This is a genomic window from Parapedobacter sp. GCM10030251, assembly GCF_042666505.1.
In the GTDB taxonomy this organism is placed as follows: Bacteria; Bacteroidota; Bacteroidia; order Sphingobacteriales; family Sphingobacteriaceae; genus Parapedobacter.
Window position 1 is genome coordinate 1 of sequence record NZ_JBHTDN010000012.1, and the last position, 21,843, is coordinate 21,843.

General features: G+C 51.2%; 20 protein-coding genes. All 20 read right to left on the bottom strand.

Annotated features, from left to right (window positions below; translation table 11 throughout):
* Nucleotides 1-126, bottom strand: a 126-nt coding sequence (locus ACFQRK_RS21145; protein ID WP_379008642.1) for a hypothetical protein, incomplete at its 3' end; no start/stop codon positions are given.
* A gap of 47 nt (nt 127-173) precedes the next feature.
* Complete coding sequence (locus ACFQRK_RS21150) at nt 174-1,604, bottom strand: capsule assembly Wzi family protein (protein ID WP_379010186.1); 1,431 nt, start codon at nt 1,602-1,604, stop codon at nt 174-176.
* Nucleotides 1,591-2,832 carry a WcaI family glycosyltransferase gene (locus tag ACFQRK_RS21155; RefSeq protein WP_379010188.1) on the bottom strand — a complete coding sequence of 414 codons (1,242 nt, stop codon included), beginning with the start codon at nt 2,830-2,832 and terminating at the stop codon, nt 1,591-1,593. Before ACFQRK_RS21155 ends, ACFQRK_RS21150 begins: the two co-directional genes overlap by 14 nt.
* A gap of 5 nt (nt 2,833-2,837) precedes the next feature.
* Nucleotides 2,838-3,665: a glycosyltransferase family 2 protein gene (locus ACFQRK_RS21160; RefSeq protein ID WP_379010189.1), complete on the bottom strand. Its 828-nt coding sequence runs from the start codon at nt 3,663-3,665 to the stop codon at nt 2,838-2,840.
* Nucleotides 3,666-3,679: 14 nt separating this feature from the next.
* On the bottom strand, nt 3,680-4,249 hold the full coding sequence (locus ACFQRK_RS21165) for a WcaF family extracellular polysaccharide biosynthesis acetyltransferase (protein WP_379010191.1): 570 nt from the start codon (nt 4,247-4,249) through the stop codon (nt 3,680-3,682).
* Nucleotides 4,242-5,372 carry a glycosyltransferase gene (locus tag ACFQRK_RS21170; protein WP_379010192.1) on the bottom strand — a complete coding sequence of 377 codons (1,131 nt, stop codon included), beginning with the start codon at nt 5,370-5,372 and terminating at the stop codon, nt 4,242-4,244. Before ACFQRK_RS21170 ends, ACFQRK_RS21165 begins: the two co-directional genes overlap by 8 nt.
* Nucleotides 5,369-6,325: a beta-1,6-N-acetylglucosaminyltransferase gene (locus ACFQRK_RS21175; RefSeq protein WP_379010194.1), complete on the bottom strand. Its 957-nt coding sequence runs from the start codon at nt 6,323-6,325 to the stop codon at nt 5,369-5,371. Before ACFQRK_RS21175 ends, ACFQRK_RS21170 begins: the two co-directional genes overlap by 4 nt.
* Nucleotides 6,326-6,346: 21 nt before the next feature.
* A complete protein-coding gene (locus tag ACFQRK_RS21180) occupies nt 6,347-7,210 on the bottom strand; it encodes a polysaccharide pyruvyl transferase family protein (protein ID WP_379010196.1) in 864 nt (287 codons plus the stop codon).
* A gap of 38 nt (nt 7,211-7,248) precedes the next feature.
* The gene (locus ACFQRK_RS21185) at nt 7,249-8,331 is read right to left on the bottom strand and encodes a glycosyltransferase (RefSeq protein ID WP_379010198.1); all 1,083 of its coding nucleotides are present in this window, start codon (nt 8,329-8,331) and stop codon (nt 7,249-7,251) included.
* A 111-nt stretch (nt 8,332-8,442) separates the two neighbouring features.
* Nucleotides 8,443-9,600, bottom strand: a complete 1,158-nt coding sequence (locus tag ACFQRK_RS21190; protein ID WP_379010199.1) for a hypothetical protein — start codon at nt 9,598-9,600, stop codon at nt 8,443-8,445.
* Nucleotides 9,597-10,787 carry a glycosyltransferase gene (locus tag ACFQRK_RS21195; RefSeq protein ID WP_379010200.1) on the bottom strand — a complete coding sequence of 397 codons (1,191 nt, stop codon included), beginning with the start codon at nt 10,785-10,787 and terminating at the stop codon, nt 9,597-9,599. Before ACFQRK_RS21195 ends, ACFQRK_RS21190 begins: the two co-directional genes overlap by 4 nt.
* Nucleotides 10,784-11,947 (bottom strand): hypothetical protein, encoded by a 1,164-nt coding sequence (locus ACFQRK_RS21200; protein ID WP_379010202.1) that lies wholly within the window; start codon nt 11,945-11,947, stop codon nt 10,784-10,786. Before ACFQRK_RS21200 ends, ACFQRK_RS21195 begins: the two co-directional genes overlap by 4 nt.
* Complete coding sequence (locus tag ACFQRK_RS21205) at nt 11,944-13,257, bottom strand: glycosyltransferase family 4 protein (protein ID WP_379010203.1); 1,314 nt, start codon at nt 13,255-13,257, stop codon at nt 11,944-11,946. The genes ACFQRK_RS21200 and ACFQRK_RS21205 overlap by 4 nt, the downstream gene beginning before the upstream one ends.
* A gap of 17 nt (nt 13,258-13,274) precedes the next feature.
* Entirely contained in the window at nt 13,275-14,231 is a 957-nt protein-coding gene (locus ACFQRK_RS21210) for a polysaccharide pyruvyl transferase family protein (protein WP_379010205.1), read from the bottom strand.
* A gap of 12 nt (nt 14,232-14,243) precedes the next feature.
* Entirely contained in the window at nt 14,244-15,794 is a 1,551-nt protein-coding gene (locus ACFQRK_RS21215) for a lipopolysaccharide biosynthesis protein (RefSeq protein WP_379010206.1), read from the bottom strand.
* A gap of 23 nt (nt 15,795-15,817) precedes the next feature.
* Nucleotides 15,818-16,915 (bottom strand): GDP-mannose 4,6-dehydratase, encoded by a 1,098-nt coding sequence (gene gmd, locus ACFQRK_RS21220; protein ID WP_379010208.1) that lies wholly within the window; start codon nt 16,913-16,915, stop codon nt 15,818-15,820.
* A 57-nt stretch (nt 16,916-16,972) separates the two neighbouring features.
* Nucleotides 16,973-17,911, bottom strand: coding sequence for a GDP-L-fucose synthase family protein (locus tag ACFQRK_RS21225; RefSeq protein WP_379010210.1), 939 nt, complete (start codon nt 17,909-17,911; stop codon nt 16,973-16,975).
* A 20-nt stretch (nt 17,912-17,931) separates the two neighbouring features.
* Nucleotides 17,932-20,301, bottom strand: a complete 2,370-nt coding sequence (locus tag ACFQRK_RS21230) for a GumC family protein (RefSeq protein WP_379010211.1) — start codon at nt 20,299-20,301, stop codon at nt 17,932-17,934.
* Nucleotides 20,302-20,316: 15 nt separating this feature from the next.
* Nucleotides 20,317-21,111, bottom strand: a complete 795-nt coding sequence (locus ACFQRK_RS21235) for a polysaccharide biosynthesis/export family protein (protein ID WP_379010213.1) — start codon at nt 21,109-21,111, stop codon at nt 20,317-20,319.
* The gene (locus ACFQRK_RS21240; RefSeq protein ID WP_379010215.1) at nt 21,108-21,842 is read right to left on the bottom strand and encodes a tyrosine-protein phosphatase; all 735 of its coding nucleotides are present in this window, start codon (nt 21,840-21,842) and stop codon (nt 21,108-21,110) included. Before ACFQRK_RS21240 ends, ACFQRK_RS21235 begins: the two co-directional genes overlap by 4 nt.
* Between the last annotated feature and the right edge of the window lies 1 nt (nt 21,843).

A 21,843-nucleotide genomic window follows, 5' to 3' on the forward strand; every position in this document is an offset into this window, starting at 1 on the left:
GGCAATCCGTTTCTCATTGATGTCAACGATGGTCACCGTGATGTGCGGGCATTTCTCGGCGATAACCGACATGGTAGGACCTCCTACATAACCTGCACCGATGCAGCAGATATTCTTTATTTCCATAATGAGTGGGTTAATATGTCTATTAAAAGTGTGTACTGCATATGAGATCAATGTGATAACTGATAACCGATTCCTAGCAGACCTCCGACGTTATCGTAAAGGCCGCCCGCATCCACCGCCACACCTGCAGAGAGAAGCAGTCCGGGTACGCGGTTAAACGCAACGGACACTTCGTGCAGCGTGTATACTTGGTTCCGCGGCATGGCCGTAATGGGGTTGCTGGACATATGGGTTCCGAAATTACGGGTATAAGTCAATAGGGTCCTGCCGGTAATACCGGGTGCATACCGGTGCAGCATGCCGACATGCCCACCAACGATACGGTTGTTGATGAAGTTCATGTTTCCCATTGCCCGGTCGTTATTTGTCGACCAATCGACCGCGTCGAAAGGCAGGAAATGCGAGCCCCGGTAACGATTTAGAAATAAGGGGGTGCCGATACTTCGGTAATGGTACTCCCAACCACTGGCATACAATCCATTGTTATAATAACTCTGGAGCTCGGCATGCTGGAAGCTCTCCATCTGTTTGGTATAGATGAATTCAACCTGCACGCGGTCCAGCCAACGGTGGTTTTTCAGGGTAACGTTGAGTCCGCCTACGCGGTCAATGTTGCGGATATCGAAACCCATTCCGCTTTCAAAAGGTACCTGGAAATGCATGTGCCAAAGTGCCCCGTCTGTTTCGAGGTCGCCACCGAATTCAATCAACCCACGCTGATCGCCCGCTCGGTTAGGAAAGACACCATCGGGATCGTACCCATCGTTGGCTTCCTTAACAAAAAGTACGTCAAAAAAGCCGCCTATGGTGCGATCTAGACGGATATGTCCGCGCTGTCCGCCCCACACACCGAAATGCTGCAACCCGCCGTATAGTTTGAACGGACCGTTTCCTAGCCTGGCATAAAAGCTCTTTTCATGCAACCAAGCCCGTTTCATGGATTGTTCGTTGCCCATCCAACCGTGGCTGATCGACCCTTTCACCTGAAGCCAGCCGTTGGTAAACGGAACGTTGGTGAACTCGGGGAAGGCAAAGCCGATTTTGGGTATCGGCAACGCATTGCCGCTCAGACCCAGCGATCCGGTGGACAGCAAAGGATCCACTTCTCCCAGTATCTCTTGAAAGCGCCCGCCGCGGAGTTCCAGCGCCCCATACCGTATTTTTACATAACCTTGCTGGATGTCCGTCCGGTGAAAGTGCTGGTTATTCACCAAGTTAATACCGTAAGCCAGCCGGATGTCGTGTTTGGTAGTGGGAAAGTTGTGCGCATTCCATATGCCTGCGTAAGCGGCGACGTCCAAGCCCTCTTCACTGAGCATGCCGAAACGGTTGGCGGTTATCCATAGCGGTTGGAAATCTTTCGATGCAAAGGACGTCGTGGCGCCCACCCGCATACGAAGTGAATCTGCCCACCGTTGAGCAAAAATAGGGGCCGTCCATCCAAGAAGGATGACGGCTAATAAGCTAAGTGTTTTCATAAGCAATCAATTTTTGAAGGCACCGTTCAAATTCGAGCAGGACCTCTTCTTTTCCTAAAAACTGTTCTGCATAGCGACGGGCATTTTCCCGGAAAGGGGTCAGGTTGGTTGTGAGTGCCCGGTGCAAACCATCCACCAAAGCCTCGACTGATTCCGGTTCAATGATCAAGCCCAATCGATGGTCGGCAATGACTTCATACAACGAACTTTCCGGAACGGCCGACACGACCGAGCAACCTCCGGCGGCAAGGATACCGGTCAGCTTACTGGGCATAACCAAATCGGAAGCTGATTTTTTCTGCAATACCAAGTGCACGTCGGCTGTAGCCAGCAACGCCGGCAGTTTCTCGTAGGGCTGCAAAGGGTAAAACCGTACCTGCTGCAAGCCAGCTTGTTCGGCTAGGTTCTTCAGCCGGTCGCGGGCGCCGCCCGAACCGCAGATGATAAAATGCACATGCTTGCGGTCGCGGAAATGCCCGGCGGCTTCCAAAATGATTTCGAGTCCCTGCTTCTCGCCCAGGTTGCCCGAATAGAGGACAACGGTATCCTCATCCGGAATGTTCCATTCCCCGCGCAGCGATTCGGCCTTGGTGAGCGGCCGGATGGCCTCTACATCCACCCAATTGGGAAACAGGATGTACTTGGCTTCCGGTATCCCCTTTGCTAGGATTTTCTTTTTCATGCCCAGGCTAATGGACGAAACGGCGTCACTGCGGCTCAATAGGAACCGTTCTGCACGGAACATTCCGTTCAGTAAGCTGTTGTTGCGGATCATCCCCAGCTCTTTGGCTGCATCTACCTGAAGGTCCTGGATGTGGGTAACCAGTTTGGCGCTCCGCAGTTTGGCATACAATAGGGCATAGAAGCCGAGGTGGAAGGGCGGTGTTACGTTGATGACTACGTCATATTTCTTTTTCAGCAGAAGGACAAACCATTGGGGGAGTACGCCGCCCAGAAAGGACAGCTCGTGCAGGATTCGTTTTTTGGCAGTTACTTCTTTGGGCACATATAGAGGAACCCGGTGTACGGTTACCCCTGCCAACCGCTCCGTCAGCCATCCTTTCCTCCGGTAGGCCGGATGTATTTCCCATTCGGGGTAATAAGGCTTTGCCGTCACGACGGTAACCTCGTGCCCCCGATCAGCCAGCCAGCTTCCCATTTCGCCGGTGTATTTTCCGATGCCTGTAAGTTCCGGCGTGTAATTGATGCCAAAAATCAAAATGCGCATGAGCCTTAGTTTTCTTTCGTCGCCCGTTGCAGTTCACGAGTTTTGAGTACGATAAAATATTCATAGATGGATTGGAGGGTGGCATACGTAGTGCCCGCTTTGCCGTCCAAGAAGGCCCTTCGGCCGATTACCATATAGAGCCACTTAATCAAGGGCCTTCCGGGCATCTTGTAAAATAGCCCTTTTTGGTGATACCGTTTTTCCGTGAAATCCTTACTGAACAATGCCTTTTTCCATGAAAAATCGATTCCCTTATTCAGGTCTTCGAGTCGCATGGCAGCTTCCATGTCGGCATAGCCCAAATGTCGTTGCAGCCAATAACGGATTCCTTTGCTGAAGGGGTAGTGATCGAGGTAACCGGGCAATCTCCCTGTCGCCCCGTCGGGTATGGAAACCGGATTAACGAGGCGTTCATAGCGCATTTTTTCCGGGCGGAACAGTCTGAGATAATATGGCGATATTTGCGCATGTTTTAACCACCTGCCGTTCCACGCGAAATCGCGACGTTGGATTTCAAACGCTACATAGTTGCTCCGAGTGCCGTCGAAATCCAATAGATGCGTTCGTAGGCTATCGGATACCCGCTCGTCGGCATCGATGTACAACACCCAAGGGTATTTGAACCGAATGTTCGCCAGTCCCCAGTTTTGGTGCGCAGACCAATTGTCGAATTTGCGCTGGGTTACGGTTGCTTGATACTGCTTGGCGATTTCCACGGTTCCGTCATCGCTATAGGAATCATACACGTGCACGTCATCGCACCAAGACACGGACGCCAAGCATCCGGGTAAATCCTGTTCTTCGTTTTTAGTAAGTATCAATACGGAAATCATGTTTTCCTTATTTATCAGTTGATATCAGTTGTTTGCTCATCGTCAATAACCCGGTCCTTTAACGGTTTGCAGGGATGCCCCGCGCAGACCGTCCACGGAGGCATGTCCTTGGTCACTACCGAGCGTGCACCGATTACGGCGCCGGCGCCGATCGTGATGCCGGGGTGGATGAAGCAATCTGCAGCTACCCAGGCGCGGTCGCCGATGACAATGGGCTTTGTGTAAAGGGGGTGCCCGGTTTTCGTATAGTCGTGCGTTCCTGTGCAGACATACGTTCCCTGCGAAATAATGGCCCGGTACCCGACGGTAATTTTGCCCTGCGAATACAGGTCGACGCCATTGGCGATTCCGCATTCATCGCCCAGTTCGAGCATCCAGGGGGCCCAGATCCGGACACCGGGGTAGACATGTGCACCCTTCCCCACCCGCGCACCAAAGCAGCGCAGGATGAACGCGCGGTAGCCATGAAAAGGGCGGGGTGAATACCGGAAAAACAAAACGTACACCACCCCCCAAACGACGCGCATCAAGCGGTTAGCCACCGAAAAGGAAGCCTCTTTGTATGTATCTATGGGTTTATGCATCGTTACTCAAGGTTTTTTTCAGTCGCTCAGCAGCTGCTTCAACGGTGAAATACGTATCGTAAGCTTTCCTGGCTGCCAGGGCCATCAGTAGCCTCCGGTCTTCCGGCATATCGAGCCAGCTGGTTAACAGGGACGTGATTCCTTCGGCCGTATCCGGAGCGACCAGGCCGCCGCCTTCTCGATCGATTTCCCGCCATATGTTCACCTGGTCGCTGATGAGCACGGGCTTGGAACAAGCCAGCGCTTCAACAACCGCAATTCCGAAGTTTTCCTGGTGGCTGGGCAGGATGAACGTTTCACAACCGTAAAAGGCTCCCCATTTTTGGTCGCCGGTGAGCATCCCCGTAAATCGGATATCCGGCTCGCCGGCAGCAAGCTCCGTTACTTTTTTGCCATATGCGGTATCCAATCCCGGACCGGCAATCACCAACGGAGGAAGGGGTTGCGTCCGATTTTTCTTAAGCTGGATATAGGCATTCACCAACAGATCGACACCCTTTTTCGGATGAATGCGGCTGATGTACAGCCAATAGCCAGGTGCCCACAACGGGGCCGGGACGGGAGGGGGAGCGTCGACCCCAAGGCCGACAACGTGTTCGCTTTTCGGGCGGTAGCCCGCGAAAGTGGTGCGGGCAAGCAATTTCTCGGTTTCGCAGGTAAATAATACGCCGTGGCTTTTATTCACGATTTTTCGTTCGAGGAGGTGCCAGATGAACCTGTTTCTGAGGGCTTTCAGTTTTCTTCCCGATGCGCGTTGGAAATAGGGGTCGAGCATGCCATGCGGCATGACGAAGATTCGGGTGTCGGGAGCGGACCGGAGATGTTTCACCAAGGCATAGCTTTGGTATTGCCACAGTCCGTGCAGGACAGCGGCGTCATACCCGTGGAGGTTATCGGCCAGCCAGGCGGCAAGCTTTCGGCTGTAGTTCCAGGATGTAATCCCGTGGCCGAGCGCGTGGACGGGATAATCGCAGTCGCTCAGCGCCGCGCTGTCTTTCGGATTCAGGCAAACGACTTCGTGGGCAAAGCCTGGAACCGACAATCCGCGGATCAGGGTGCGGACCGCCTGGCAGACCCCTCCGGCCCGTGGATCCATATCCGATATGATGTGCAGTATGTTCATTCGGTACTCCTGTTCGTTCGCAGCAATTCACGGTCAATCCGGTCCAGCAACGCAACCGAATGCCGGGACGATACCTTTCTGACAAATAGTTTATCGCTGGTTCGGATGGCTTCAAAATCTTCCGGGCCGAACCATTTCTGCAGTGACTGATCGATCAGGTGCAGGTTTGCGAAGGCCGAGGTATAGGGCACGTAGGGTTCTTCCCCTCCTTTCTGATTGCTCGTCGCGTACCGGGAGTTGAAAAATACGGTATGGAAGAATTTCTCGTCGGAAGCCAGCGACAACCTGAAGTACCTGCATGCCTCGTTCTGCCGGTCGGCTTGGGCAAGTATGTACCGCACCACCTCACTGTTCAGCGCCCACCAAGAGGATCCATGGAAAACATCCATCCGGTTTCCCTGCTCCGTTAGGAGGTGATTGGGTTTCCGGGCGAACCAGTTGACCGTTACGTTAAGGAATTTCCGGACTATACGCGTCAGGATCGGTGAGTGCAACTGAAAGTTAAAAAACAGGTAGTTGCGTATGCAATAATTGTATTTGGCGGTGTTTGCCTGGGTGATGTTCATGCCCCGGATGAAGTTGGTGTCGCGGTGTTCGTCGAAAAAACGGTGAATGTAATCGTTGTTTTTGATGGGATAGTCGGCGCCGGACAGAAAGACGATTTTTTTATACGTTACCTGCCGGCGATCGCCTGCCGCCATGCATGCCTTCAACAGGTTAAGCGTGGCCTGTACCTGGGAGAAACCACCCCAGTATACCTTAACACGGTCGCGATCGGTTAAAAAGACCACGTTTGGTTTATTAATTCGCTCCGTAAACGGAGCTATTGGCTGTTTCCTGTCAATATGGATGAAAAAATCTGCATCGGCATCCAATGCGTTCACCAACCGTTGGAGATGCGGGGGATCGCTGTGGGCGGCGATGAGGAAAGCAATTTTTTTTCGTTGTTCCATTTGCTGGCGGATTGGATGGTGTTAATTCGTCTTGAAAATGTCTGCGGGGAACGCTTCGAGCAGGCCTCGCTTTAAGTGCTCCAGGTCGGGTACCTCGGGTGCGGGCATCGCAAGTCCTTCCTCCACCGTGCGGGCGCTCGGAAACTCGGTTCTTCCCGTGCTGAAGTAATAATCCCGATATTTGAATAGGTTGCCCTTTTCCACCTCGTTCAGTAGGATCGCCGGGGTTCCATAGGCCTCGGCCAGTATAAGACCGTGGAGCGACGAGCTGATAACCAACTTTGCGGAAGCGATCTCATCGATAAAATTTTGCCAGTCGTCCGTGAGCGGCGATAAAACGGGGTACCCCATGCTAGCATATTTGTCGACTGTTTTCCAGTGCGGGATGACCAGGAAGTCCGTTTTGTCCTTGGCTACTTTGGGTAAATAAAACAGCGGCAGCAGGATGGCGGGGTCTCCATAAACCTCCGGTACGGTGTAGCCGATTTCGATAAGTTTCTCCCGGGTCAACGGCCCCCGTACGGCCCGCACGTCCAGCTTGAGTCTTTTCTTCGCGAATTGCTGGGCTACGTATTCGAACAGGAAGCCGCTTCCATAAATCACCGCGTCGGCCGTTAAAAACTGGATCACGGAACCGATAAAGGCGATCCGTACGGTGCCACGTTTTGATTTCAGCGATCGGATGCCTTTGTGGTCAAGTAGGTAACGGAAGGTGACCTTGGAGAGCAGATCACCGACATTGGGCTTTTTTCCGGGCCCGATGCGTTCATCGAAGTACATCAAATTGACCTGGAAAGGCCTGACGAGTCGGTGGTATTGGCCGAAAACCGTAAGCTGTCCCGCTAATTTCTTCGTCCATTTGTTCAGTAAGATTCGCTTCAGCATCCTGTTCATCCTATTTACGTATATCGATAAGTAATCCGTTAAACCGCTTCGATGACCTCGGCAGCCCGGTCAACCATCTGCTCCATCCGTAGCGTCTTCGCCACCAGTTCCCTGGAGGCATTGCCCAGTGCTGCCCAGGCAGCTTCGGGCGTGTCCCGCACCCGCCGGAGTAAGCCGTCCATATCATCGACGATGTAGCCATTGACTCCATCTTGTATGTAGTGGTACTCCACACATTGGAGGGTCTGGTCTGACCGGCGGAATGTCAGGACGGGTTTTCCATAAGCCATGGCTTCCACGACCGAAAGACCGATCCACCCGGGTTGGAAATAGATATCGGCAATGTGGAAAAGATGGGATTTGGTCTTTTCATCGTATACTGCCCCGAAATCGTATACGTTGTCAAATTCCGAAAAGTCGGGTTTCAGCGCGCCATCGCCGATGATGATGAACCCATAAGTGTTCCCGTCCAGCTTTGCGATAGCTTCCAGCAGGAGGTCAACCCGGCGAAACGGGTTGTTGAAACGGGCACAGAAAATAAAACACAGGGGCTCAGTAATCCCGAAATGCGCTTTCAGGGTTTCCTTGGATGCGGAAATTTCGTTGTTCAGTATGTCGGTAACCCCCGAGATGGTGTTGTTGATCGCCCGGATCGGTTTTCGCGGAAACCGGTCGCCCCACAGAACGGCTTCAGGCTCGGTATAAATCCAGGCACCGTTGCTGAGTCCAAGCATCAAACGGAGCGGAAGGCTCGGTTTCCGGATTTCCTTCAAGTACCGCTTGATCGAAATGCCCTGCCCCCAAAGTATAATCCGTTTCCGGAAGAACACATTCAGCAGCAACAGCAGCCAGGTCGATAGGTGGCCGAAATGCAACATAAGGACAATGGTATCGTACCGGGAAGACAGGAAAGGCCGGATGTCATAGGCGATGAAACGCTGTTTCAAAAAAGAAATCGACTTTAGCGGAGTTATGGGAAATGTGCTTAAACTGAAGCCCCCTCGGTTTCCCAGATCCGGTTCATAAACGAAGACATCCAGTGGATACCGCTCGCTCAGCTTCCTGTAGAACTCTTCGCGGTAATGGGGAACAATGGGATTCAATAAGGCAATGCGTTTCATTAGAAAATATTGTTTATTAAAGGTAATGGATCTGCATTTCCATAGCGTTTTTACTTTCAGCGGTGATGGAGCTTGCGTTCGCCGGTGGCTCCCGCAGGTTTCATCAGCAAGCTATTTAAGGTAACATAATATCATCCAGTAAGTAAACACAGGGATGCCCGCGGCATCCAGTAAATATCCTTCCAGCATCGACGTAACCAGGATCAATCCGGCAAGGGCACAGTGTATGACGGTGCGGTAATGGGCGGAAAGGTTCCGGGTAAAGAATACGCCAATGGCCGAAACAATGGTCCGGAAAAAGAAGAATGCCCCGAACAATCCACCGGCCACCACGGCAAACAAATAGGCGTTGGTGGTGGCACCTACCCGACCCCGTCCGAAGAAAGGAAGCTTCGACGCTTCTTCATACATCGATGCCCACGTTTCTTCGCGGGTATTGCCGCGGTTCGCGTAGTCGAGCGACTGGAGATCCACGTAGGAAACCGCCAGTACGGTTGCCAGCATGATCAATAAGATCAGGAGCGGTTTCAGTGAATAGTCCTTCATGGAAAAGAACAGCACCGTTACGATCGAAACCGCAGCGCCCAGCATCGACGTCCGGGATCCGGATAGGAGACAAACCCAAAGGCCCACCACGATCCCACTGAAATAGACCATCCGGGCAAACTTGGACTTTTCGGCGTAAAACAAGCAGAAGGAGAAGGCGGTGGTCACCGACCCGCAAAGACCGATAAAATTGGGATGGGTCGTCAACCCAAAGAAGCGGCCTTTCCAGGAAAGCGATCCCAATCCGCTCAAGTATAAAAATAGGTTCAGCAGCAAAAACAGGTAAGCCCCCAGGAAAAATGCGTTCAGCACGTTGTAATGGCCTCCGTTGTAAAAGGGAAGGGACGAAACCACGTAATAGAAAAAGAGAAACATCACCGTAGCAAACACCGCTCGGGTGAGAAAATCTTCCAATGTTCCGGAATTCGCCAGGTCGGACGCAAGGACCACGACATGAAAAATGTAATAATAAATGACCAGATTCGACCGGACGATGTGCGACGTTTTCCGGTACACAAGTGTCAGGTAAAGGGCGATCAGGGCGCATAGCAGCACGATGGGCAATGACAGGTTCTGCAGCGTACGGATATAGCCCGGAACCGAATAGGAAAGCGCCTCCGCTTCGGCATTGGGCGCCCGGAAAGAGGCGAAGAACACCATGATGGCTATCAGGCCATAGATCGCAAAGGTCTTCCAATCGGTATGTCGCGTCGTGCCGTTCATTTTGCCTTTCGTTGTGAGAGGATGGTATCACCGACAATCGTTGCGGCGAATGCTTCCGGTGTCCGTTCGGCTGTAAACGCGTTAGAAGCGCTTTTCCAGTCGCCCGAACGGAGCAACGACTCGATCCGCTCCGCGATCAGCGTAGGCTCCACGCGTTCAACCAGCAGACCCAATCGATAATCTTCAATCAGTTCTTTCAATAAACCCTTACCGGTAGCCACTAACGGCTTGTTTGCTGAAGCGGCATGGCCAAGTATGCCACTGGATGCTTCGGGATTTTTGTATGGGATGACGATGGCATAACACTGGTCGAGCATACTTTTCATCTTGGCTTCCGGGAGGAATCCCGGTTCGTAAATCGCCTTGATGCGGGTAGTTTCATTGACAAGCCGGATCTGCCGTTCGATTTGTTCTCCCATTTCGTTGCTGCTGGGAGAGCCTGCCACAAGGTAAGCCAGTTCCTCCTGCCGTTCCGTGGCCATGTACGTTGCCGAGCGGATAAACTCCAGTGTGCCTTTACGGTGATCCAGCGCGCCCAGGTGCAGCAGGATTTTCCGCCCGGGTTCAAGGCCGTACTGGCTGTGGCAGTCGAACCCATGAAGGGGTTCAAGTACCGGGATCGGATCGTTCAGCGCGTGGAACAAACCGGTTCCGAAGGTACGGTTCAGGTAGTCGGCTGTTTTCGGATCGTTCAGAATAAAAACCCGCTCGAGCTGCTTGTTTCTGGTGTACAGCCGGGTAATCCAATACTTCCGGAAATACTTGAGGCGGTCTTTCCAGCTGTCGGTATTCATCCGGTAGAATTGAAGGAACAGGATGCCGTTGATTTTGAAGCGCGGCCTTGCAAAAATTAAGGCGATCTGGAATACATTGAACGATAAGAGCGAAACACGGTCGGCCTGGTACCGCTCCGCATACGCGTTGACGAGCCTGAGCGTAGCGAACGATTGCCGGGTGAGGCTACCTGCCGTAGCCTTTTGGTATTCGGCTTCGCTCACGCTTACCAATCGTACTTGCTCACTCCCGCGAGCTTTTTCGGCCAGCTGCGGGAACCGATCGGCAAAGTGCGGATGCACCACAAAGGTAACCGGCCCGGAGGGCGGGCGACTGCGGAAATAGTCGATCAGGTGACCGATGTATTCGGTATGGTGGCCGGTAATCTGTATGTCGAAAAACAAGGTACTCATCGGCGTTTCGTTGTTGGTTTTAAATACTTGCCTACCACGCGGCTCAAAAAGACCGTGAACATTTCTTTCATCCGGAAGATTTTGCGGGCTGCGTACAGCTTGTTTCCTTCGTGGAGAAACGGCATCTGGTCCGAAAAATCTTCTTTCCGGGCGAGGTGGAAGTACGTTCCCGGCTCCGCTTGTTCCCAGTTCAATTCATAGGGTATCAGCTTGTTGGAATACGAAAAAACCGGGTTGGTGCACGGTTTTATGGAACACAGGTAGGCTGCGGTTACGAGTTGTAACGGCTTGGTGCCGAATAGGTCGAATGCGACTTCGACCGAACGGCCCAATGACGGCACGTAGACCGGCCGCGTTAGGGGCTGGAAGAAACAGTCGTATTTAAGTTCGTCATGCGTCGTCGCCGCGAAGAGAAACGGTCTCTTAACGCGATGCTCAGCGAGCGGAACGTTGTTTATCCGTGAGTCGTACGGATTATGGACACCTTTTTCGTCGAGTAGGGTGGTATACGACCGGTACGGATATGCGAAATACCGGTTTTGGTCAACCAGGTAAGCGATGTAGTATTTTTTCCAGGAATGTTTCCAGCGTTTGACGGTGTCCGGAATGTTAATTGCGTTAATTTCCCTATCCGGATGGTACCAGGACCTGAACGCGTTCCATTGGTTGCGTGTCCACAATTGGCCCCAGGAAGCGGCCCATTGCATAAAGTACGTGTCGCTTCCAATTGCGCGTGGATAGAGTGTAAACCAGCCGATTTCGTCGTATTCATACGCGTAAAGCGATATTCCGGCAATGCTGTCTTCGTGTCGGTAATACACAGCTGCCTGCGTGGCATACTGATAAAAGCTGGGGGAAACGCGCAGGTCGTCTTCCAAGATGATCACTGCGTCGAACCTGGCCGTCAGATCGCCGCAAGACAGGATGTGGTCGCGTATGCCTAAGTTCTTTTTGTGTTCGATGACCAACTTTTCGCCATGCTGCCATTCAAACCGTGCTGCAGTGCGGACGACCTCTTCGTGTTCCGATGAATCCGTGTAATCAATGCTGATTACCAGCGGCACGTCGTTCGTCTCAAAGTCTGCTCCGCCCAATGAATCGAGCAACTTGGCCAGATTAGCCGGCCGATTAAATGCTACGACAACAATTGCTGTTTTCATGCTTTACGTTTTAATAGTACAAGGACGCGCCGCTTCGCTTGGTCCACGGCATTTTCGAAAAACATGACCGAGGGCAACGCGGAACCAAACGGAAGGGCCGCTTTCAACCGCCGGTTTAGTTCACGTAGCCATTTGTTCCGGTACCCCAAGTTGAGGGGTTTCGCTATCGCGGTACGCACGGTTCCGGCGGCAATATCGCCGAACAGCGTATGCCATTGCTGTGCGATTACCGGAAACGAGAATTTTTCTTCGGCATAGCGATGAAAGGCATCCAGGTTGTTTTCGTTTCGCTTCAGCAGGCTGACGATGGTTTTTGCCAAGTCCTTGCTGTCGGCATAAAGGATGCCGTTGAAGACAGTTTCGAGGTACCCGGGACATTTCTTCGTGGTTACAAGGGCGCCGTGTGCCTGGAGTTCCAACGCCGTGTAGCCAAATGTTTCTGTGTTTCCCGACGGATTCGGCACCCCGACCTTGGTGATGCGCAGCAAGTTGTTTTTCTCGATTCCGAGCACACCGTGGAAAGTAATGGAGTCCAGTAGGGATCCGTTGCCGTCGGTAATGTACTTTGCAAACATCCTTTCGTAGCTTTCTTCGGCAACGCCCAGCTTTCCAAGTTTGCGATTCCGGTCATAAAGCTGCCCGGAGCCGATCACGTGCAGCCTGGCCGCCGGAATGGCGTGTACCACATCCGGCCAGGCTTTTGCGAGCACATGAAATCCCTTGGCTGGTATCAGGCTTCCGATGTACGTGACGATGGGTTGCCGATCCTTAAACGCGGTGAAAGGAGGGATTGGCTGTTGTGCGGGTGCTAAATTGAACCCATTGTAAATTGCAACGGATTTCCGGAACGCGCGATGGTCCCGGTAGAGGTCGAGTTGCTCCCGGCTTACGGTTACGATACGTGATACCGAACGATGGGCAGCATAATAGGCAAGCTCCTTTCGCGTCATGAAGTTGTGCGCCCACATGACGATCCGGACCGGATGCGTTGCGAACATACGCAGGGAATCTTCCCGTGGTACCTCGCCCGAGTGTTTCAGTACGAGAATCTCCGTACGGGATTTGTCCAGCGCAGCAGGCAATTCCTCAAATCGCTTCACTTGGGTCACGTTGAGCCCATGGGGCAGTTTGTCGATGGCGTTTGCAAACACTTCGACAGTTAACCAAGCGGAATAGTTTGCCGTCAGGTAGGTCGCAATGGATAATATCGCATATTCACTGCCTCCGATTCCCGGATTTCCCTGTAGGATATCCCGGCAATCGACCCCGGCGATTTTTTCGTTAGCGACATAAAATGCGATATGAATCATTGTCGGTAGATGTTACGTTATTCCAGCATTAATTTTTCGGCCAGGAGGGGCGATCCGTCCTGTAAAAATGGGCAAGCCTCAACCAAAGGCCTCAGGTCGATCTTTGCGGGTTGCCATTTCTGTTGGTAAGCAAGGATCTGTTCATACGACATCGCTTCGTTAAAAAACACGGGTTGCGTGATTTCGGGCTTGTTTACGGACAAAAAGTAATCCTTGAATTTAAATCCATCGTCCACCAATTTGCCGGAAAAGCAAAACCAATAATTAGGTACCCGGTACGCGTCGGCGACGATTAACCCGTGCAGCGAACTGGAAATAATGAAATCGCATGCATAGAGCTGGTCGATAAATCCGGTCCACTTACCGTAGTTAACAATGTCAATCAGCAAGCAATCGGGGAAGGTGTTTAGCCGATCGATGAGTTTGCGGTCCGTCAATTCCAGGTGGTGGCAGATGATGCCCAGCCGGTATTTCTTCTGCGGGATTGGGGGATTATACAGGTAAGGGAATAACAGGGCGGGGTCACCGAATATTTCGGGGCAGTCGATGCACTGCCTAGTCAGGTACGCGCGGGTCAGCGGTCCCCTGACGGCCAAGACCTTCGCAGGGATGTGCTTCATCTTATGTGTCGATGCGATTGCTCCGGATCCCCAAACGATCGACTTTCCGTCGATTCTTGATGTGAGAATGCTTCCGATACAGGCGAAATTGGGTTTGCTGGGAAGAACCCGATTGTAGGGGATGACCTGTTTTCCGGATAAATGCTCCACCAAAACAAGGCTGACATCGTCTCCCCAATTCGTCTGACTGGTTTTGAAAACGGGCAGGGAAACCGTTAAAAGAATGTGGTCCTTCCGGTTTGATAGATAATAAGGGTACGACGCCAGCTTGACGGCATATTCCATCAACCGGCGGTAACCTCGTTTGAGGTACGTGGGGGTATTTTTGATTCTCCAAATCGTTTTACGGTACATAATCCTTTGATGTCAATGTGTAATGTTGAGCGCTTGCTTCTTTTTAATCTTTCGGTTCAGCAGATTCCAGATCATTGTCCGTTCAGATTTTTTCAGTCCCAGCAAGAGGATGCTGGCTGCATTCACCGTACATAGCAGCGCGCTGATACTTATGAATTCGATGAAGCTGTCGGCGGTGAAGCCCGCAGTGCGGATGACGTACATCACGCCGACCGATAAAGCCGATACCCCTGCAATGGGAATGAATACCTGTTTGGCAAACTTCAGCAAGTCGAGGTGTATCAATTTAACCAGAAACAGCAACCGTAAACCCAGAATTACCAGAGACAAGGCGATCGCGATGTGCAGGAATAAAGTGGGCAAAGAAAACCATTTAAACGCCAGGTAACTTAACGGCAGGTTCAAAAAAAGGATGGATCCCAGGACGATCTGGTATAGTTTGATGTTGCCGGTGGCCATCGCTGCGGTTATCAGCGGCCTGGAAATGCTTTCGATCAATAGGTTGATTAAGGTTAACGTGGTGAAACCAGCCGCATACGGTACGGATTGGTTCAGCCACCACCCCAAAATGAAATCAACGCTGTAAATGATCGGGCAGATCAACATAAAGACAACGAAATAGCAGATTTTCGCACTGTGGAATACCAATTTTTTCATCCCGACAAGGTCGCCCGTTGCGTACGATTTGGTGATCAGTGGGTTCACGGCCATCTGAAAATTGTTGACAAACAGATTAACCGCATTTTGTACCTGCATCATAATGCCGTATGCGGCATTCAGGATGGTTCCGAAGAAGATATTAAGCAGCACATTTGTTCCCTGTCCTTTGGCGACCCCGGCGATGTTCCCGAATAGGTTCCAGCCTGAAAAGGATAGGATTCGCCGGTGCAGCGTTTTATCCAATACCAGCCGGAACTTCGATTCATCGAATTTTTTGACACAGTATAGCTTGTAAACCGTGCTGATAAAGAGCGTTATGAGCAAGAGCAGGACACTGTAGGTTTTAAGCTTGTCAAAAGGTGACAGCTGGAGCAGGTATACCGCTACCAATTTCAGGGATGCTTCGGCTATGCTGACCACGGCGAATATATTCATCCGTTCGTGTGCAATGATCAATGCGCTGAAAGGCGTCTGGGTAATCGAAATCATGCTGGATACGATCGAAAAATGATACACGAACAGCGCGGCTTCCATCCGGTCCGCGGGCAGGTCCAACTGATCTTTTACCAACCACAGGCCGGCGGTTTCCGCGACAATGAATACCAACAAGGCGATTCCGATATGAATATTCAGCGTAACGTTAAACGTCTTGTTTAACTGGGCTTGGTTCTTGGTTCCGAGATCAAATGACAGAAAACGCTGGCTTGCCACAGACATGGACGAATTAAAAAAGCCAAACAACGCCAGTACACCGCCGACCACGTTGTAAATGCCGTAATCGGATACTCCGAGGGCATTCAAGACCACCCGGGAAGTGTATAGGCTCACGGCCATGGAAAACAGCATCCTGGCATAGAGGAACAAGGTGTTTTTTGCCAGCCTTTGTTTTGTGTTGTCTGTCATGGGTACGATGCTTTCGGAGTCGATCAGCCCGCTAGGTGTTCCCACTGGGTCTTGTGGTCTTTCCGGAATATTTCCACATCGGATGCAACCATTTCCCGGCACAGCGCGGAAAGATCGTATTCGGGTTCCCATCCCAGCTTGGTTTTTGATTTCGTCGGGTCGCCGATGAGCAGTTCCACTTCAGTAGGGCGGAAGTATGCCGGGTCTACGCACACCACTTCCTGGCCCACGGCCAGTGCGAAGTCCGGATTGGAGGTTGATTTGATGATTCCCTTTTCGTCCACGCCGGTGCCGCTGAACTCGATTTCCGCCCCCACCTCGGCAAAGGCCATTTTCACGAAATCCCGCACCGGTGTGGTGATTCCCGTGGCGATGACGTAATCTTCCGGTTGCTCCTGTTGGAGGATGAGCCACATGGCCCGCACGTAATCTTTGGCATGGCCCCAATCGCGGCGGGCGTCCAGGTTGCCGAGGAACATTTTTTTCTGTAAGCCCAGTGCGATGGCGGCGACCGCCCGGGTAATTTTACGGGTTACGAACGTCTCCCCCCGCAATGGGCTTTCGTGGTTGAACAAGATGCCGTTGCAGGCAAACATACCGTACGCCTCCCGGTAGTTCACGGTAATCCAGTATGCATAAAGCTTGGCCACGGCATAAGGGCTGCGCGGATAGAAAGGGGTGGTCTCGCTTTGGGGGACGGCTTGTACCAAACCGTATAATTCGGATGTCGATGCCTGGTAAATGCGTGTCTTTTTTTCCAATCCGAGTATGCGGATGGCCTCTAAAATGCGAAGTGTGCCGATGCCGTCGGCATTGGCCGTGTATTCGGGTGTGTCAAAGCTGACCTTGACATGGCTCATGGCTGCCAGGTTATATATCTCGTCCGGCTGGGTTTCCTGGATAATGCGGATGAGGTTCGTGCTATCGGTCATGTCGCCGTAATGCAAACTGAATCGTACATCTTCGTCGTGCGGATCCTGGTACAGGTGATCGATCCGATCGGTATTGATGAGGGACGAACGGCGTTTAACGCCATGTACCCGGTAACCTTTTTCGAGAAGTAATTCCGCGAGGTAGGCGCCATCCTGTCCATTGATGCCGGTAATGAGTGCTGTTTTCATATTTTCTTAATTAGTTAACAAGTGTAATTGAGGGACTCAAACCTTTCGTTTTTTTAATTAGCGCTCGGCATAACTGTGTGAAAGGAAATCTTGGTATGCCCTTGAGACACCCTCTTTCAATTCCGTCTTATGGGCCCAACCCAATCGGTGCAGTTTGCTGACATCCATAAGCTTTCTGGGGGTGCCATCGGGTTTGCTTGTATCAAAGTCCAGTTCGCCTTTGTATCCGACCACGTCCTTCACCAATTCGGCAAGTTCACGGATGCTCAGGTCCTCGCCGGTGCCGATATTCACCAGTTCACGTCCGCTGTAGTGCTCCATCAGGTATACACAAGCTTCTGCCAGATCATCGGCATAGAGGAATTCACGTTTGGGGGTGCCGCTGCCCCAGATGGTGACGCTAGGCCGATTTTCCTGTTTGGCTTCGTGGAAGCGGCGGATTAACGCCGGGAGTACGTGCGAATTTTCCGGATGATAATTATCGCCGATACCGTACAAATTGGTAGGCATGGCGCTGATAAAATCCCGGTTGTATTGATCGCGGTAAGCCTCACAAAGCTTAATCCCCGCGATTTTTGCGATTGCATAGGGTTCGTTGGTGATTTCCAGCGGCCCCGTGAGCAGGTATTCTTCTTTCAGCGGCTGAGGCGCCATCTTGGGATAAATGCAGCTGCTGCCGAGAAACAGCAGCTTTTTGACCTCATGCCGATGGGCTGCGTGGATAACGTTCGTTTCTATGATCAGGTTGTCATAGATGAAATCGGCCCGATACGTGTTGTTGGCGACAATGCCGCCAACCTTTGCGGCCGCCAGAAAAACGTAGTCCGGGCGCTCGTTCTCGAAAAAATCCTCGACGGCGCGTTGATCCCGCAGGTCGAGTTCGGCTGAGGTTCGCAAGATCAGGTTGAGGTATCCCTGTTTCTCGAGGTAACGGGTAATTGCACCGCCCACCATGCCCCGGTGGCCCGCTATGTATATTTTGCTTGTCTTGTCCATTCGTTAATGAGAATTGTTTTTTATTTTCGAAATTTCCACCACGGTTTTTTAGCTTCGTCGGTCTCGTAGTATCCGTTGCCGTAACTGCTACCATAGCCATAACCGTATCCATGGCTTGCTTTCGGATTAATGTCGTTGATTAAGATGGCCAGTTGCTTCATTTTCTGATTGCGGAACAGCTCATCCACGATCTGCAATTGATTTTTATGTGTATAACCTTGTCGCACCAGGTACAAGGTGAGGTCGGCATACGGACTTAACAATTGGGCGTCGGTTACCAACCCGACCGGTGGTGCATCGACAACGATGTAATCAAACTGATTTTTCAAGTGTTGCATCAGTTCCCCTAAACGCGGGTTCAATAAAACTTCTGCCGGATTTGGCGGGATGGGTCCCGATCCGATCAGAAAGAGGTTGTCGTTGACGCCGGATGCTGTTACAATTTCGGCGGGTGTCAAGGTGTTATCGATGATGTAATTGGTAAAACCGATGCGTACCGTTTGGTCGAGCTTTATGGAAATATTAGGTTTTCGCAGGTCCATCTCCATTAAAACGACGCGCTTTCCAGAGAGTGAGAGGATAGTCGCCAGGTTTAACGCTATAAACGATTTCCCTTCGCCGCTCATGCTCGAAGTCAGTAAAATCACTTTTCGGGTAGGATCGGTCAAGTAAAAAGCTAAGTTTGTACGCAACGTCCGGAACTGCTCGGCGATCGCTGAGCGGGAATGTTGGTTGACAACCAGCGTATTCTTGTAACGACTCCGGATGATTTCGCCGATGATCGGGGTAGACGTTTGATTCTTGATTTCGTCTTTGCTGCGCACCTTCGTGTCCAGCAACTCCCGGAAATAGATAAGTGCGGAAGGGACTATCAATCCGATCAGCAGGCCTGCCAATAGTGTTGCGGAACGCTTGGGACTAAACGGCGAGGCGGCTGCCTTCGGCGGATCGATGACCCGGCTATTGGATACCGTTGCCGTCTTGCTAATGGCGGTTTCTTCCTTTTTTTGCAAAAGGAACACATAAAGTTCATGCTTAAGCTGCTGTTGCCGGGAGAGATCCAAAAAAACGCGTTCTGTAGCCGGTATGTCTTTTACTTCCGAATCGAGTTGTCGGGTTTTTCTCTCCAGATCGCCCTTGGTAATTGTAAGACGGCTTTGCGTGCTGCGTAAGTTGGCGAGCATGTCCTGCCTAAGCCCGTTCAGTTGCTCATCTAAATTGACGATGCTTGGATTTTCAGGAGTGGCATTGAGTAGTCGTCTGCCGCGTTCCAATAACAATTCATTGTAGCGTTCAATCAGGGTGTTGAATACGACATCCCCGGTTACTACGGCATTCGGCAGCACCCTTGTATTGTTTTCATTGGTTAAATACCCTTCAACATCGGAGAGAATGGATAATTGGGTCTCAATTTCCGCCAATCGCTTGACGTAGTCGGTAGAGCTCTCTAATAATAGTTGCGACTGTGCCGGCATGTTTGCGAGGCTGTGGCTTTGGCGAAAGCTTTGTATCTTTTGTTCGATCTGATATAATTCCTTCTCGACTATGTCCAAACGACTATCGACAAACGCGATGGTACTATCCGCGATCGCATTTTTATTGGCCAGGTTATTCGCCATATAAACTTGGATCATCTTATTGAGAATGTATTCTCCCTTTTTGGGTAACGGGTAGTCAAAGCTTAGGTCGATAACAGATACCAAATTGCTTTTTATCGAGACACTAAGCTTGCCCATAAAATCACTTACGCGACTGTCAAGCGCTTTCACGCTTACCTTGAAAACTTGTCTGGCAACCGGGATAGCCGGGTCCGCCTGTTCGATGATGAGTCTTCCGACGCCCGGTAATTCCATCTTTTCTCCGAAGAGAAATGTGTTTGAGAACTCGTCGCCGTGGGAAATCGTACCGCGTTTTTCATCGTGTATTTCGACAGAGAAAACTCCGCCCCGTATGGAGTCCGGGGAAGATAGCAGTGTGATCGAAAGCGGTTTGGGATGCAATTCTACATCGCCTAACCTATCGGGCCGGAAAATAGTTACCTGTTCGTTCAGGGCTTGTACCACCTGCTCCATCAGGTAGCGGGTCTTGATGATTTCCGCTTCGTTATCCACGGAACTGGGTCCGCCTAAAAGCACGCCAAAATCACCGCCGAATCCGCTTTGATCGGTTGTGGCGGATGTGCCGGATTTGTTTCCGTTAACAAGGATCTGGGCTTGTGTTTTATACATCGGGGTTGTAAAACGCAGTTTAAGGAAAGCGATGGAAACTCCAAGTATGGCACAAAGCACAAACCAATACCAATGCCGTTTATATCGGTTTATCGTTTCGGCCAGTCCGTTTTGTGTGGTCGGCCCCGTTTTTTCAATTCGATCTTCGTATGATTCCTTCACAGTATGTTTGTTTAACTAGAGTCGGGTAATCGCTAACGTGATCACGGATAGCGCTGAGAGTGCAAGGGACACGATCTGAAAGGTGGCCGCATTGTTAGCGTTTGCTTTGCTTCGTGTAGGTTCAACGTAAATTACGTCATTCTGCTTCAGGTAAAAATATTCAGATTCAAAGGTGTTGTAATCGGTGAGGTCAAAGCGTGTAAACTCCTTTTTTCCGCCGGTATCTCTGATTAGCATGACGGTTTGCCTTTTTCCGTATATGGTTAAATCTCCCGCCATACCGATCGCATCCAAAAGCGTAATTTTCTCGTTCGGTACGGTATAGGTTGCAGGTCTAGCCACTTCGCCGATAACGGTTATCTTAAAGTTGGCGAAACGTACCTGCACCGTAGGGTCGTTAAAATATTTGGTTGCTGCTTGATGAATCTGTTGGCGTGCTTTTGAAGTGGTTAATCCCGCTACGTGAAAAGAGCCCAGCATCGGCAAGGTAATCTGGCCATTCTCGTCTACTAGATAACCGTTAGGCGTCCCTCCATTTGCGACCGGAGCCGGATTTCCCGATTCATTTCCGCCTGAAAGGCGGTTTAGTGCCACGGTTGACCCGCCATCCACCGTTTGGATCGTGACATGCAAAATGTCATCTACTTGGATAACCGGTTCTTGGTAGACCGGCAGCTTAACTTGAGGGGAATCGGTTGGAAGGTTGCCAAAGTAAATGGTCTCTTTGGTAGATACACACGAACTGAGGCCCAGCGCCAAAGATAGAAATAAAGCGAACGCGCTGAAAGTTGTGATCGATCGTCGTTTCATATACTGTTAAACTTTTGATTCTTGATAGGATTCTTTTTAAATAGACCGTGCGCATCGCCGCTCAAAACGAATTTTTCGATAGCCGCGAGGTGTTTTTGATGGTGCAGATCGGTGCCGACAAAGTCGATCATGCCCCGTTTCAGGAGATGGTGTGCTATCTTTTTCACTTGCGGGTTGTAATAGCCGGTAGGAGAGAGCAGATTCATTTGCAGCAGGCAACCGAGATCTTTGAGCTGCTTATATCGCTCAGGCCGGCTATGGTAAAACACATACCGTTCCGGGTGGGCAAGCACCGGGCGGTATCCCCGCATTTGGAGATCAAAAATGACGGGCTCGATATGCAGGCTTTCGGCGGCATAGGACATTTCAATGAGCACATGATTGTCCGGCAGCGTTAAGAGCGGATCGCCTTTGGCTAAGGAAGTAGCGAAGGCATCATCGATCATATATTCAGCGGCAGCTTTCAGTTCAACCCCCGGTGACAATGCTTGTTTTAAGCGGTCCAACGCCGGGTGAATGGTGGTAGCCGTATTCGGATAAAATTCACTATGAACATGCGGGGTTGCATAAAAGCGCGTCAATCCCAAAATTTCCAATCGCCCGATGTATGAAAGGGACGTGCCTAAATCCGGACTTCCGTCGTCTATGCCCGGTAACAGGTGTGAGTGAACATCCATACCCAGCCAATCCAAGCTGGTGAGATTCCTTGCTTTATTCAAAAATGTAAACATC